The 13,886-nt window shown below is 65.6% G+C and carries 14 protein-coding genes; 9 read left to right on the top strand and 5 right to left on the bottom strand.

Going from position 1 to position 13,886, the window contains the following annotated elements; genetic code table 11:
* Positions 1-2: 2 nt before the first annotated feature.
* The 5 genes from mnmE (at position 3) to ACOOE2_RS00725 (ending at position 5,615) form a co-directional block, all read left to right on the top strand.
* Complete coding sequence (gene mnmE / locus ACOOE2_RS00745; protein WP_420381116.1) at positions 3-1,298, top strand: tRNA uridine-5-carboxymethylaminomethyl(34) synthesis GTPase MnmE; 1,296 nt, start codon at positions 3-5, stop codon at positions 1,296-1,298.
* Between the two features lie 65 nt (positions 1,299-1,363).
* On the top strand, positions 1,364-3,208 hold the full coding sequence (mnmG, locus tag ACOOE2_RS00740; RefSeq protein ID WP_420381115.1) for a tRNA uridine-5-carboxymethylaminomethyl(34) synthesis enzyme MnmG: 1,845 nt from the start codon (positions 1,364-1,366) through the stop codon (positions 3,206-3,208).
* Positions 3,205-3,843: a 16S rRNA (guanine(527)-N(7))-methyltransferase RsmG gene (gene rsmG, locus ACOOE2_RS00735; RefSeq protein WP_420381114.1), complete on the top strand. Its 639-nt coding sequence runs from the start codon at positions 3,205-3,207 to the stop codon at positions 3,841-3,843. The genes mnmG and rsmG overlap by 4 nt, the downstream gene beginning before the upstream one ends.
* A 15-nt stretch (positions 3,844-3,858) precedes the next feature.
* The gene (locus tag ACOOE2_RS00730) at positions 3,859-4,635 is read left to right on the top strand and encodes a ParA family protein (RefSeq protein ID WP_420381113.1); all 777 of its coding nucleotides are present in this window, start codon (positions 3,859-3,861) and stop codon (positions 4,633-4,635) included.
* The gene (locus ACOOE2_RS00725) at positions 4,632-5,615 is read left to right on the top strand and encodes a ParB/RepB/Spo0J family partition protein (protein ID WP_420381112.1); all 984 of its coding nucleotides are present in this window, start codon (positions 4,632-4,634) and stop codon (positions 5,613-5,615) included. Before ACOOE2_RS00730 ends, ACOOE2_RS00725 begins: the two co-directional genes overlap by 4 nt.
* A gap of 6 nt (positions 5,616-5,621) precedes the next feature.
* Here ACOOE2_RS00725 and ACOOE2_RS00720 read toward each other — a convergent pair whose 3' ends face one another.
* On the bottom strand, positions 5,622-6,104 hold the full coding sequence (locus ACOOE2_RS00720) for an Lrp/AsnC family transcriptional regulator (protein ID WP_420381111.1): 483 nt from the start codon (positions 6,102-6,104) through the stop codon (positions 5,622-5,624).
* A gap of 151 nt (positions 6,105-6,255) precedes the next feature.
* On the opposite strand from ACOOE2_RS00720, the gene ACOOE2_RS00715 reads away from it, so the two are divergent.
* Both ACOOE2_RS00715 and ACOOE2_RS00710 read left to right on the top strand, forming a co-directional pair.
* Positions 6,256-6,396: a hypothetical protein gene (locus ACOOE2_RS00715; protein ID WP_420381110.1), complete on the top strand. Its 141-nt coding sequence runs from the start codon at positions 6,256-6,258 to the stop codon at positions 6,394-6,396.
* Positions 6,397-6,405: 9 nt separating this feature from the next.
* Positions 6,406-7,332 (top strand): EamA family transporter, encoded by a 927-nt coding sequence (locus ACOOE2_RS00710; protein WP_420381109.1) that lies wholly within the window; start codon positions 6,406-6,408, stop codon positions 7,330-7,332.
* Here ACOOE2_RS00710 and ACOOE2_RS00705 read toward each other — a convergent pair.
* Positions 7,329-7,925, bottom strand: a complete 597-nt coding sequence (locus ACOOE2_RS00705) for a hypothetical protein (protein ID WP_420381108.1) — start codon at positions 7,923-7,925, stop codon at positions 7,329-7,331. The genes ACOOE2_RS00710 and ACOOE2_RS00705 overlap by 4 nt on opposite strands.
* A gap of 175 nt (positions 7,926-8,100) precedes the next feature.
* A complete protein-coding gene (locus ACOOE2_RS00700; RefSeq protein ID WP_420381107.1) occupies positions 8,101-8,598 on the bottom strand; it encodes a GAF domain-containing protein in 498 nt (165 codons plus the stop codon).
* A 62-nt stretch (positions 8,599-8,660) separates the two neighbouring features.
* On the opposite strand from ACOOE2_RS00700, the gene ACOOE2_RS00695 reads away from it, so the two are divergent.
* Positions 8,661-10,139: a PQQ-dependent sugar dehydrogenase gene (locus ACOOE2_RS00695; protein ID WP_420381106.1), complete on the top strand. Its 1,479-nt coding sequence runs from the start codon at positions 8,661-8,663 to the stop codon at positions 10,137-10,139.
* 180 nt (positions 10,140-10,319) lie between these two features.
* Here ACOOE2_RS00695 and ACOOE2_RS00690 read toward each other — a convergent pair whose 3' ends face one another.
* On the bottom strand, positions 10,320-11,153 hold the full coding sequence (locus tag ACOOE2_RS00690) for a DUF815 domain-containing protein (protein ID WP_420381105.1): 834 nt from the start codon (positions 11,151-11,153) through the stop codon (positions 10,320-10,322).
* On the bottom strand, positions 11,150-12,874 hold the full coding sequence (locus tag ACOOE2_RS00685; protein WP_420381104.1) for an acyl-CoA dehydrogenase family protein: 1,725 nt from the start codon (positions 12,872-12,874) through the stop codon (positions 11,150-11,152). Before ACOOE2_RS00685 ends, ACOOE2_RS00690 begins: the two co-directional genes overlap by 4 nt.
* Before the next feature lie 49 nt (positions 12,875-12,923).
* Between ACOOE2_RS00685 and ACOOE2_RS00680 the strand changes: the two genes are divergently transcribed.
* Positions 12,924-13,871: an L-threonylcarbamoyladenylate synthase gene (locus ACOOE2_RS00680; RefSeq protein ID WP_420381103.1), complete on the top strand. Its 948-nt coding sequence runs from the start codon at positions 12,924-12,926 to the stop codon at positions 13,869-13,871.
* Positions 13,872-13,886 lie beyond the last annotated feature (15 nt).

Genomic DNA, 13,886 nt, shown 5'->3' with positions numbered 1-13,886 from the left:
GCATGGGCGGTGATACGATTTTTGCGCTCGGGTCCGGTCAGTTGCCGGCGGCGCTGGGTGTCATGCGGATCAGCGGGCCGGCGGCGGGGTTTGTGCTCGAACGGCTGGCCGGTGGCATGCCGCTTCCGCGCCGGGCAAGCTTGCGTCGGCTGACCGATCCGCGCGACGGCGCCGTGCTCGATCATGCCCTGGCGCTGTGGTTTCCCGGCCCGAACAGCGCGACCGGCGAGGACTGCGCCGAGCTGCATTTGCATGGCGGCAGGGCGGTGGCCGCTGCGGTAGAGTCCGCTTTGGCCGGATTGGGGTTGCGCAAGGCGGAACCGGGTGAATTTACCCGGCGCGGGTTTGCCAATGGCCGGCTCGACCTTGCGCAAGTCGAGGGGCTTGCCGATGTCCTGGCCGCCGAGACCGAATTGCAACGGCGCAGTGCGCAGGCCATGGCCGGCGGCGTGCTGTCTCGCGCGGCGGATGCCTGGCGTTCGGCCGTGCTGGCGCTGTCGGCGCAGATCGAGGCCTCGCTGGATTTTGCCGATGAGGGCGATGTCGATGGCGAAGCGGAGACATTGCCGCCAGGATTTGACGATGCGGCTGCGGCGCTGATCGCGACCTTGTCCGAATGGCTGGACCGCCCCCGGGCCGAGCCCTTGCGCGAGGGGTTTCGCGTGGTGCTGGCCGGGCCGCCCAATGCGGGCAAATCATCGTTGTTCAATGCGCTGGTCGAAAGCGAGGCCGCGATTATTTCGGCAGAGCCCGGGACAACGCGCGATGTGCTGGTGGCGGGGGTCGCGCTTGGCGGTATTCCTTTCAGCTTCGTCGATACGGCAGGTCTGCGGGACGAGGGCGCTGGCGAAATCGAGGCGATCGGCATTGCGCGCGCGCGCGCCGAGGCAGAGCGCGCGGATCTGGTGTTGTGGCTCGGGCCCGAAGGGCTGGGCCCGAGCGACCGCCCGTTATGGGAAATCGCCGCGCAATGTGATCGGGGCGGGTTCGGCAAGAATCCCGGCGCGTTACGGGTATCGGCTTTGAGCGGCGAAGGGCTGGCAGCGCTGCGCGATGCGTTGATGACAGCGGCGCGATCTTCGCTGCCAGCGCTGGGAGCGGTGGCACTGAACCGGCGCCAGGCGGAGTGCCTGGGTAATGCGCGGGCGGCCCTGACGGCAGCACTGGCCGAGCGCGATACCTTGCTTGTCGCGGAATGCCTGCGGCTTGCGCGGCGGGCGATTGACGCACTCGTTGGACGTGCCGATACCGAGGCGATGCTGGATACGCTGTTTGGCCGCTTCTGCATCGGCAAGTGACATGTTTCACGTGGAACATCCGCATCGGTTTTGACCTCGCGCTGCTAATCCGGTAACGGGACGCCATGCAGCAGTTTGATGTCATCGTGGTTGGCGGCGGACACGCTGGCGTCGAGGCGGCGTCGGTGGCCGCGCGCATGGGTGCGCGGGTCGCGCTGGTGTCGTTCGATCCGGCCAGGATCGGCGCCATGAGCTGCAACCCGGCCATCGGAGGACTCGGCAAGGGGCATCTCGTGCGCGAGGTCGATGCATTCGATGGCGTGATCGCGCGGGCTGCGGATGCTGCGGCCATTCACTATCGGATGTTGAATCGTTCCAAGGGCAGCGCGGTCCAGGGTCCGCGTATCCAGGCCGATCGCGCGCGGTTTCGCGTCGCGGTACAGGCGTCTGTCCGCGCGCAGCCCGGCCTGCATATCGTTGCGGGGGAAGCGGCTGCATTGCGGCTTGGCGGCGGATGCGTGACCGGGATCGATCTGGCCGATGGCACCGGGATAGCGGCACCCGCAGTGGTGCTGTGCACGGGGACGTTCCTGGGCGGGCGATTGTATCGCGGCGAGGAACGGATGGAAGGCGGCCGGATCGGCGAGGCAACCGCACAGCGGTTGGCAGCGCAATTGCGCGCGGCGGATCTGCCGATGGCGCGGCTGAAGACAGGCACGCCGCCGCGTCTCGATGGCCGCACGATCAATTGGGCGGTCTTGCCCGAGCAGGGCAGCGATCCCGAGCCGTGGACGATGTCTTCGCTTTCGCACGGGCGTGCCTTGCCCCAGGTGTTCTGCGCGATCGCACGGACCAACGCGCAGACGCACGATATCATCCGCAGTGGGCTCGACCGCTCACCGCTGTTCAGCGGCGCGATCGCCGCGCAGGGGCCGCGCTATTGCCCGTCGATCGAGGACAAGATCCATCGATTTGGCGACCGCGATGGACACCAGATTTTCCTCGAGCCAGAGGGTCTCGATGATCATGCGGTCTATCCCAACGGTGTCTCGACTTCGTTGCCGGTGGATATCCAGTTTGCGATGATGCGGAGCATTGTCGGGCTGGAGCAGGTCGAGATTCTGGTGCCGGGTTATGCGGTGGAATACGATCACATCGACCCCCGCGCGCTGCGGCCTAGCCTTGAGGTCAAGGCAATTCCGGGCCTGTATTGCGCCGGGCAGATCAATGGGACGACCGGCTACGAAGAAGCCGCGGCCCAAGGCCTCGTGGCGGGTATGCATGCGGCGGGGCGGGTGTTGGGACAAGCGGCTCCGGCGCTGGATCGCGCCAACAGCTATATGGCCGTGATGATCGACGACCTGACATTGCACGGTGTGACAGAGCCCTATCGGATGCTTACGGCGCGCGCCGAATATCGGCTGCGCCTGCGTGCCAACAATGCCGACAGCCGGCTGACTCCGCTGGCGATCGCCGCTGGTTGTGTCGGAGCCCAGAGACGCGAATGGTTTGCGCGGCGCGAGGACGAGCGCGCCAGGATCGAGGTCGCGCTGACGAGAGAGGCTTCCGCAAATGATCTCGCCTCGGGCGGTCTGGCCGTGCGCGCCGATGGTGTGCGGCGCAGCTTGAGTGAATGGCTGCGTTTTCCCGAAGTCACCCTTGCAGGATTGGCGCCCTGGCTGGGGGCAGACATGATTGATGGATCATTGGCCGGCGAGATCGAGGAAGACGCGGCATACGCGCCCTATCTGCAGCGCCAGGATGCGGAATTGCGCGACCTGCGCGCAAGCGATGGGGTACACCTGGGTGATCGATTCCCGTATGCCGATGTCCCCGGGCTGTCGCGTGAAATGGTCGAACGGCTGACCAAAGCGCAACCTGTGACATTGGCAGCTGCAGGTCGTGTCGGGGGGATTACCCCGGCGGCGCTGGCAAGCCTGCTGGTCCATGCCCGGCGTCATGCGGCATGATCGAAAGCGAAGCTGATGCGCGGGCATGGTTACAGGGTAGCGGTGTGGACGCGGCCGGCATGGAGCGGCTTGATCAGTTGGTGGCAATGCTTGCCGAAGAGAACGAGCGGCAGAATCTTGTTTCGCGTGCAAGCCTTGCGCAAGTCTGGCAACGACACATTGTGGATAGCGCGCAGCTGCTCGATGTTTCACGTGAAACATTGCCAGGCGGACCGTGGCTCGATCTTGGTACCGGCGCCGGATTTCCAGGGCTGGTGATCGCAGCGCTGCAGCCCGAGCGCGAAGTTGCGCTCGTTGATTCGCGCCGCTTGCGGACCGAGTGGCTGATGCGCGCAGTCGATGCGTTGAAACTCGACCGGGTAAACGTGGTGCTGGCGCGCGTGGAAGATTTGCCATCGCACACGTTTTCGGTGATTTCCGCGCGAGCGTTTGCACCGCTTGAAAAGCTGTTGGCACTTTCTATACGTTTTTCCACACCGCAGACACTTTGGTTGTTGCCGAAAGGGGCAAAGGCCCGGCATGAACTAGAAGAGCTCGACAAAGGCTGGCGGCATACGTTCCACGTGGAACAATCGCTGACCGATGCGCAGGGCGGTGTGCTGGTCGGCCATGTGCTCGGCGCGCCAAAACTCTAGAAAAGGCGCGCACCGATGATCACGATCGCGATTGCCAACCAGAAAGGCGGCGTGGGCAAGACCACGACTGCCATCAATGTCGCCACCGCGCTTGCGGCGACCGGGTGGAAAGTGCTGCTGATCGATCTCGATCCGCAGGGCAACGCTTCGACGGGCCTTGGCATCGGGACGCATGAACGCGAACGCTCGTCGTATGAATTGGTGATCGACCAAGTTCCGGTCAACGAATGTGCGATGCCGACGCGTATCCCGGGGCTCGATCTGGTTGCGGCCACGGTCGATCTCTCGGGCGCCGAAGTCGAGCTGGTCAGTGTCGACGATCGCACCGGGCGGCTCCGCAAGACCCTGTCTCACGACACCAAGCACGATATCTGCCTCATCGATTGCCCGCCCTCGCTCGGGCTGCTGACGTTGAACGCGCTGAGCGCGGCCGATACCGTGCTTGTGCCGCTGCAGTGCGAATTCTTTGCGCTCGAGGGCTTGAGCCAGTTGCTGCAGACGGTGGAGCGCGTGCAGGAGCGGTTCAATCCCGATCTCGGTATCCTGGGCGTGGTGCTGACGATGTACGACCGGCGCAACCGTCTGACCGATCAGGTGTCCGACGATGTCCGCTCGTGCCTGCATGACCTCGTGTTCGAGGCGGTCATTCCGCGCAATGTCCGCCTTTCCGAAGCGCCGAGCCATGGGCTGCCGGCGCTGATCTACGATCATGCCTGCGCCGGCTCGCAGGCCTATATGAAACTCGCGCGTGAAATCATCGCGCGATTGCCCGAGAAAAGGAAAGCGGCATGAGCGGCGATACGACGACGACCGATACGCCCGCCTCTGCTGCGAAGGCCGCAACGCCGCGTCGTGCCGCGCTGGGGCGTGGTCTGGGCGCGCTGCTGGGCGAAACGCGCCGTGAAGAATCGGTCCGCCAGCTTGCCGAGGCAACGCCGGCAGGCGGTACGCCCGATGCACAGGCGCCGACGATCGGGTTGATGCTGCTGCCGGTGTCGCAGATCGAGCCGCATCCCGATCAGCCACGCCGCCATTTCGACGAAACCGCGCTCGACGAACTTGCCGCCTCGATTGCGGCGCGCGGTGTGATTCAACCGGTAGTCGTGCGTCCGCTGGGTGATAACCGCTACCAGTTGGTCGCAGGCGAGCGTCGCTGGCGTGCCACGCAGCGCGCGCGGTTGCATGAAATTCCCGCGATCGTGCGCCAGCTCGATGACCGGGAAGTCACCGCGCTTGCGCTGATCGAAAACCTGCAGCGCGAAGATCTCAACCCGGTCGAAGAAGCGCGCGCCTACCAGAAACTGGCCGAACGCGAAGGCCTGACGCAGCAGGAGATTGCGCAGTTCGTCGACAAGTCGCGCAGCCATGTCGCGAATATCATGCGCCTGCTCGGCTTGCCTGCCGATGTGCTGGGCATGGTCGAACGCGAAGAGCTGTCGATGGGGCACGCGCGCGCGCTCGCGACCTTGCCCGATCCAGCCGCCGCCGCGCGCGATGTCATCGCCAAGGGCCTGTCGGTGCGCGAAACCGAAAAGCTGGCACGCAAATTGTCACGCCCCGACAGCGCCGGCCCGCGGCGCGCACGCGCCGATCGTGCGCCTGGCGAATCCGCCGATATCGCGGCGGTCCAGGCGCATCTCGAGGAATTTCTCGGCCTGAAAGTGACGATCAGCGCCGACGCCGATCCGCGCACCGGTTCGGTCTCAATCCGCTATACCACACTCGATCAGCTTGATCTGATCTGTCAGCGGCTGACCGGCGGCGCTATCTGAAGCCTCTCAGTCAAGCAGGGGACGGCGCGAGGCGTCGTCCTCGATGATCGTGCGGATCGTGATCAGCGTCTTGAACGCATACACCCCGCGATCTTCGCCCAGCGCGCGACGGGTGAAGCGGTCGTATTCCTGCATCGAGGCGACCTGGACTTTCAGCACATAATCATCATCGCCGGTCACATCCCACGCGGCGGTCACTTCGGGGTGGCTGGACAACGTGCGCGAAAAGCCATCCATCACGCTCGCCCCCGCCTGGCGCATCTTGACCAGCACATGCATCGTCAGCGCCGATCCGGTCAGCGCGGGATCGACAATCGCATGATCGGCGATGATCACGCGTTCGGCGCGTAGCCGGCGAAGACGCCGCAGGACGGCCGAAACCGACAAGCCGACCTTGTCCGCCAGGATTCGCGCCGGCTGCTGGTTGTCGCGGCGCACCTCGTCGATCAAACGGCGGTCGAAATCATCGATATCGATCTTTTTTCTCATATCGAACCAGATAACGCACAAATTGGTCGCACGTATACACAAAACAGGCGCCATTGGGCTTTCCAACGCGGGTATTTCCGGTTTCAGACATTGACCATCCGGTCTTCAATTCAACGCCGGCGCCGCGCGCGGTCCCGGCAGGAGAACACCCATGATCCGCACGATCCGTGCCGCCGGCTTTCCGGCTCGCTTCCTGACGCTTGCCCGGCAGACCTTTGAAGTCAGCGTGGCCTTCCACTATCGTGCGCCGTGGGCGCATGTTTCGCGCGACGGCACACGCAAAGCGGCCTGAACGATCGCGATGACGACCGCCTTGTCTTCTGCACGCGTCGGTTCGGCCGGCGCGCTGATGCCGTACGGCGCGCTGCTGGGTTCGATGATCAGTGTGATCGTCGGCACGTCGTATGCCAAGCAGCTGTTTGGGGAAGTCGGTCCCGAGGGGACCGCGCTATACCGTGCGGGCTTTTCGGCGGTGCTGTTGCTGGCATTGTGGCGCCCGTGGCGCCGGGCGTGGACACGGCGCGAGCTGATCGACATGGCCCTGTACGGCGGGTCGCTCGGCGCGATGAACCTGCTGTTTTACAAGGCACTGGCGACGATTCCGCTGGGCGTGGCGATTGCGATCGAATTCATCGGGCCGCTGGGCGTTTCGATGTTTCATTCGCGGCGGCTTGCCCATTTTGCGTGGATCGGGCTGGCGATTGTCGGGCTTGGCCTGTTGCTGCCGATCGCCGCACCGGTGCATGCGCTTGATCCCAAGGGCGTTGTCCTGGCCTTGCTGGCGGGGCTGTTCTGGGCATTTTACATCGTCTTCGGGCAGCGCGGCGCGCATGTTCATCCGGGGCAGGCCGTGGCGGTCGGCATGGCGGCCGCCGCGCTGGTAATTGCGCCGGTCGGCATCCTGACGGCGGGTATGCATTTGCTGAGCCCGCGGCTGATGGTGGCGGGGCTGATCGTCGCGGTGGTGTCGAGCGCTTTGCCATTTTCGCTCGAGCGCCTGGCGTTGAAGGGTATTCCCGGCCGCGCCTTCGGCGTGCTAGTCGCGGCCGAGCCGGCGCTGGGTGCGCTTGCCGGCATGGTGCTGCTCGGTGAAATGCTGACCCTACGCCAGGGCGTGGCGATCGCGCTGATCATCGCTGCGGGCGCCGGCTCCGTATTATGGAGCGGCGATCCCAGCCCTGGCCTACCCGAAAGCCACGGCTTGCCCGACAATCCGATCAGCGTCTAGCTGCCGGTGTAGACGCGCTTGTCGTGCGCGCGGTGGACGACGTGATGGCGGTGGCCAACGACGCGGCGATCGGTGACATAGGTCGTCGTCACCGTTTTTGTCTCGGTATAGGGTGCCTGCGCCGGCTGCATCACCGGAACCATCATGTAACCCATGGGCGCGATACCATATGGCATCTGGCCATGGGGGCCCATCGGCGGCATGCCATAAGGCCCGGCGGGGACACCGTATCCGGCCTGGCCATAGCCCGGGGCATATTCGCGATGATCGCGATAGAACCGTTCGCAATCACGGTCGCGGCCGCGTTTCATGCCGTGCTCGATCGCTGCGCCGGCAACGTCATCATAACGATAGTTGCGGCAACGCTCGATCATGTGCCGCGTTTCGCGATCGGGCGCATAGGCGGGCATGGGCCCCTGCATCGGGCCCTGTATCGGGCCCTGCATCGAACCGGGCTGCGGCATCATGCCGGGCGCGCCGCCGGGAACCCATTCGCCGTCCCAATGACCGTCATGCCATGTGCCCTGAAACACCCAGCCGGGGGGAATTTCGCCCGGAGCCGCCTGCGCATGGGCCAGGCTGCTGCCGGCCAAAAGACAGGCCGATACAGCCACACGAGTCCAATTGCGCAAGTTCAAGTGCAGATGCATCGACCATCCCCGGGATCAGGCGGCGCCGCGCAAAACCGCGCGGGCCATCGTTAATCGGGGATTTACCACTCGAATCGGTATTTGGCCAAGCGGTCTGCCGGGCGTGTCCCGAATCGGATCAGGTACCGATGCGGGTGCTAATGGCGCACGCCAGTGCCCCGATTCCGGCGGTGTCGTCGGCATCGAACCGGCCGGCGCGCGGGCTGTCGAGGTCGATCACCGCGATGACCCGGTCGCCTGCCGTTACCGGTACGACCAGTTCGGACCGGCTGGCGGCGTCGCACGCGATATGGCCGGGAAACGCATGAACGTCGGCGACACACTGGCTTTGGGCGGTGGCGGCTGCGGTGCCGCACACGCCGCTTCCCAGCGGAATGCGGATGCACGCCGGCTTGCCGATGAACGGCCCTAGCACCAGTTCACCGGCGCCGGGCGCCAGGCGATAGAACCCGGCCCAGTTCAGATCGGGCAGATAGGTCCACATCAATGCGGCGAGATTGGCCATGTTGGCCACGCCGTCGGGCTCACCCTGGGTCAGCGCCAGTGCGGCGGACACCAACTCGCGATAAAGCTCCGGCTTGGGCGTAGCGGTGTGGGTGGGGGCAAAATCGAACATGACAGCGCGCATAGGGCAATTGCCCGTTGCTGTCGCCCCTGTGCCGCCCTAGATTTACCCGCATGACCTTTCTTCAGAAATTGCTGCTCGGCCTGGGTGCCGTTGTCCTGGTCGCCATCGGCGTCGTTGTCTGGCTGGCGCAGCCCGACCCGGCACAAGTGCCGTTTCTTCAGACCACCGGGCCACATCCCAAAATCACCGAGCCCCGGCCGCAAACGATTCCCACGATCGGTGTTGCCAGGCCCGTCGGCTGGCAGCCGGGCGAGGCGCCGGTGGCGGCGGCTGGCCTGACAGTTACCCGCTTTGCCGATGGCCTCGATCATCCGCGCACGCTCACCGTGTTGCCCAATGGCGATATCCTGGCGGCGCAGACCAATGCGCCTGCCGGCAAGGGCCCGGGGGGCCTGACCGGGCTGGTCGCGAAATACCTGTTCCGCGCCGCTGGCGCGGGCGGTGCCTCGCCCAACACGATCGTGGTGCTGCGCGACAGCAAGGGCACCGGCACTGCCGATCAGCGCTTCGTCATGGCCAATCCCGGGCTCAATTCGCCGTTCGGCATGGCATGGCGCGCCGAAGCTGCAGGTGGCGGCCGGCTGTATGTCGCCAACAACGATGCGGTCGTGTCCTGGGCGTTTCAGCCGGGGCAGACGACGCTGACCGGCGCGCCTGTAAAACTCATGGACTTGCCCGCAGGCGGCGAACACTGGGCGCGCAATCTGGTGCTGAACGGCGACGCGACCAAGTTGTATGTCTCGATCGGATCATCGACCAATATCGCCGATGACGGGATCGACCGTGAGGAAGGCCGCGCTGCGATCTTCGAGTATGATTTCGCCAAGCACACGTCGCGGCAATATGCCGCCGGCATGCGCAATCCCAACGGTATGGATTTCAACCCGCGCAGCGGCGAATTGTGGACCGTGGTCAACGAGCGCGACATGCTCGGGTCGGACCTCGTGCCCGATTACCTGACCAACGTGCCGCTTGGCTCAAACTATGGCTGGCCGTGGCTCTATTGGAAGAAATACCCCGACTGGCGGGTGCAGGCGCCGATCCCCAATTATCTGACCGATTATGTGCGCAAGCCCGAATACGCGCTGGGCGTGCATGTCGCTCCGCTGGGGCTGGCATTTGCGCGCGGTGGAAACCTGCTGGGCGAGCGCTTTTCCAGCGGGGCGCTGATCGCGGACCACGGTTCGTGGAACCGCAATCCGATGGCGGGGTACAACGTGGTGTTTGTCGCGTTCGACAAGCTGGGCAATGTTCAGCCCGGGCCGCCCTACACGGTCCTGAGCGGGTTTCTGACGCCCGATGGCCATGCGCATGGCCGCCCGACCTGGGTCGCGTTTGCGCATGACGGCGCGCTGCTGGTCAGCGACGACGTCGGCGGGGTGATCTGGCGAGTCGTGGCGCCGGGTGCGAAGCCGGCAGCCGCCATCGTGGCGATCCCGCCGACGGTCGCGCCGCCGCAATCGAAGATGCCCGATCATTATACGATCAAGAAGGACGACAGCTCGGATTTGAACAAGCCGACGACATAAGGGCCTCCGGCGGGCCTCCGGCGGCCAAGGGCCAACGCCCTTGGATCCCGGAAACTTGGGTTTGCGCGTCGTTTGTGATGATGCGCCCGGCGGGACGCCAACGCTGGACCGGCATTCAGTTCACGACAGTAACGGGATCCAAGGGCCGCTGGCCCTTGGCCGCCGGAGGCACCCTACCGTCTAAAAAAGCCCGCGCCCCGCGCGGCCGGCCAGTTCGGTCACATAGTGCCACGCAATTCGCCCCGAGCGGCTGCCGCGGCGTTTCGACCATTCCAGGGCATCGGCGGGATCGAAATCGAGCGCGTAGTGCGCGGCATAGCCGGTGACGATCGCCAGGTAGTCGTCCTGGCTGCAGGCGTGGAAGCCCAGGCTCAGGCCGAAGCGGTCGGCCAGTGCGAGTTGGTCGTCGACGACATCGCGCGGATTGATCGGGTCGTCCTGTTCGCGCATGTGGCGTTCGACGATCGCGCGGCGGTTTGACGTGACCGCAAGCCGCACATTGGCGGGCCGTGCCTCGACGCCGCCTTCAAGCCATGAGCGCAATTTGCGCGGGCCTTCGCTGTCACCGGCGTCGAACCCCAGGTCGTCGACCAGCACCAGGAAATTGCGCGATTGCCCGCGCAGGACGTTGAACAGATCGGCCAGGGTGGCATCGGCGGCGGCCTGGACCAGCGCGATGCGGCCGGGATGTGCGGCTGCTGCCGCGGCGACGGCGGCGCGCACAAGGGCGGATTTGCCCATGCCGCGCGCGCCCCACAACAGCATGTCATGCGCACAAGCCCCGGCGGCGAGCCGTGCGACATTGCCGGTGACGGCCGTTTTTTGTGCATCGATGCCCTGGATCAGGTCCAGCGCAGGCGCCACGAGCACCGGCACGGCGTGTGTCGCGGTGCCCTGCCAGACATAGGCGGGGTGGCTCAGCCAGTCGATCGCATCCGGCCCCGGCGGCGCCAGCCGGTCCAGCGCATCGGCTATCCGGCGCAGCAGGCTCTCTTCGGCAGGCAAATCACTCACGCTCCGACCAGTGCGGCGGTGTCGAGATCGTATAGCAGCGCTGCGCCGCCCATGGCGGCCGCGCCGAGGCCGCGCGCCTCGGGCACGATCGTGCGATTGAAAAACCGGGTGATTGCAGCCTTTTCATGCGTGCCGGTGGCATGCACCTGGCGCACCAGTTGCCACCCGGCGACGGCGACCGCGCACATCGTGGCAAACGGCACCGATCCGGCCAGCTTGTCATCAAGGCTGGCATCGCCGCTCGCCATCCAGCTGGCGATCGCGGCCGCATCGCGCGTCAGCGACGCCAGTTCGGGGCTTTCGCCGCAATCGGGCAGGATGTCGGTCAGCAGCGTGTGGATCACCGCGCCGTTGTCATAGCCCAGCTTGCGCGTGACGAAATCGGCGGCCTGGATGCCGTTGGTGCCTTCGTAGATCGGCGCGATGCGTGCGTCGCGATAGAATTGCGCGGCGCCGGTTTCCTCGATGAAGCCCATCCCGCCGTGGATCTGCACGCCAAGGCTGGCCACTTCGCAGCCGACATCGGTGCCCCATGCCTTCAGCAGCGGAACCAGCGCTTCGGCGCGTTTGGCCGCTGCCTCATCGCCCAGTGCGCCGCGATCGACTTGCCCTGCGGTGTAGTACAGCAACGCCCGCGCGCCCTCGGTCATCGAACGCATGCGCAGCAGCATCCGGCGCACATCGGGATGTTCGGCGATCGCGACCGGAGTCTTGTCCTGGGCGCCGGCGCGCGGGCTCTGGATACGATCGCGCGCATAGGCGGCGGCTTTCTGCAACGCGCCCTCGGCGATCTGCACACCCTGGCTGCCGACATTGATTCGCGCCGAATTCATCATCGTGAACATCGCGGCCAGCCCGCCATGTTCGCGCCCGACCATTTCGCCGACGCAAGCATCATGGTCGCCGAAGACCATCACGCATGTCGGCGAGGCATGGATGCCCAATTTGTGTTCGATCGAGGCGCAGCGCACATCGTTGCGCGCGCCGGGCTGGCCGGTGGCATCGACATGGAATTTGGGCACGGCAAACAGCGAAATGCCGCGAGACCCGGCCGGCGCGCCCGGGGTGCGCGCGAGCACGAGATGGATGATATTGTCCGCCAGGTCGTGCTCACCCCAGGTGATGTAGATCTTGGTTCCCTTGATCAGGAACTTGCCCTGATGCTCGCCATCCGCAATCGGGGTCGCAATCGTGCGCAGCGCGCCGACATCGGACCCGGCCTGCGGCTCGGTCAGGTTCATCGTGCCCGACCATTCGCCCGACACCAGCTTTGCCAGATATGTCGCCTTCAGCGCATCGCTGCCGTGATGGTTGATCGCCTCGATCGCGCCGACCGTCAGCATCGGCAACAGGCCAAAGCCCATGTTGGCCGCGCCCAGCGTTTCCATCACGCATGTCGCCAGCGTAAACGGCAGGCCCTGGCCGCCGAATTCGACCGGCCCGGCGATGCTGTTCCAGCCCTGTGCGACAAAATCGGCATAGGCAGCGCGAAATCCGTCGGGCAAATGCACTTCGCCGTTGTCCCACTTTGCGCCTTGCGTGTCGCCGATCCGCGCCAGCGGCGCCCATTCGCCTGCCGCGAGTTGCCCGATACCCTCGGCAATCGCGGCCACCAGATCGGGCGTCGCATCGGCAAACCGCGCATGGGCCGCGATATCGGCGATCCCGGCGTTTACCTGCATGGCCAGGATCTGGTCGGCGGTCGGGGCGGTAAAGGACATCGTGCGGTTTTCCTTGGCAACGCTAGGCCAGCGCCTATAGCGAACCATCATGCCTGCGACAAAGTCCAACTGCATTTTGGCGCAAGATGCCGGCGCGATCGCGCGTGCCGCCGATGTCATCCGCGCTGGCGGCACTGTCGCGGTCCCGACCGAAACCGTCTATGGCCTGGCCGCCCGCGCCGATCGCGATGATGCGGTTGCGGCGATCTATCGCGCCAAGGGCCGCCCCGATTTCAACCCGCTGATCGTCCATGTCGCGGATCTCGCCGCAGCGGAACGGCTGGCGGTATTCGATGCGACAGCGCGCGCTTTGGTCGGCGCATTCTGGCCCGGGCCAATGACGCTGGTGGTGCCGCGCCGTGACGAGGCGGGCCTGAGCGCTGCGGTATGCGCAGGATTGCCCACGGTCGCGCTGCGCTGCCCGGCGCATCCGGTCATGCGCGCGCTGATCGCGGCCACGCATTTGCCGTTGGCGGCGCCATCGGCCAACCGCAGCGGCGGCGTCAGCCCGACCAGTGCTGCGCATGTCGTGGCTTCGCTGGGTGATCGGGCAGATCTGATTCTCGACGGTGGCCTGTGCGCGCGCGGCATCGAATCAACGATTGTCGCGATTCGTCCGCACGGGGGCTGGACGCTGTTGCGCCCCGGACCGATCGACCACGACGCGATTGTCGCAGTGCTGGGGGCCGGCAACGAAGTGGCGGCGCATAGCGGGATCGAGGCGCCGGGCCAGTTGGCCAGCCATTATGCGCCAGGCAAACCGGTGCGGCTGGATGCGCTGGCGCCCGAGCCGGACGAATTCATGATCGGTTTTGGCGCGATTATGGGCGCGATTTCATTATCCTCATCGGGCGATCTGGCGCAGGCGGCATCGCGGCTTTACGCGTGCCTGCATGCTGCGGCTGCGGCCATGCAACCGCGCATTGCCATCGCTCCTGTACCTGACAAAGGTCTCGGGCTGGCGATCAACGACCGTCTGCGCCGCGCCGCGGCATGAGACGAGCCGTGGGCG

Origin of the sequence: Novosphingobium sp. (assembly GCF_965214355.1) — a bacterium.
Lineage (GTDB): Bacteria > Pseudomonadota > Alphaproteobacteria > Sphingomonadales > Sphingomonadaceae > Novosphingobium.
Note: the sequence above shows the minus strand (reverse complement) of the source record. Positions and strands in the feature narration are given on the sequence as shown.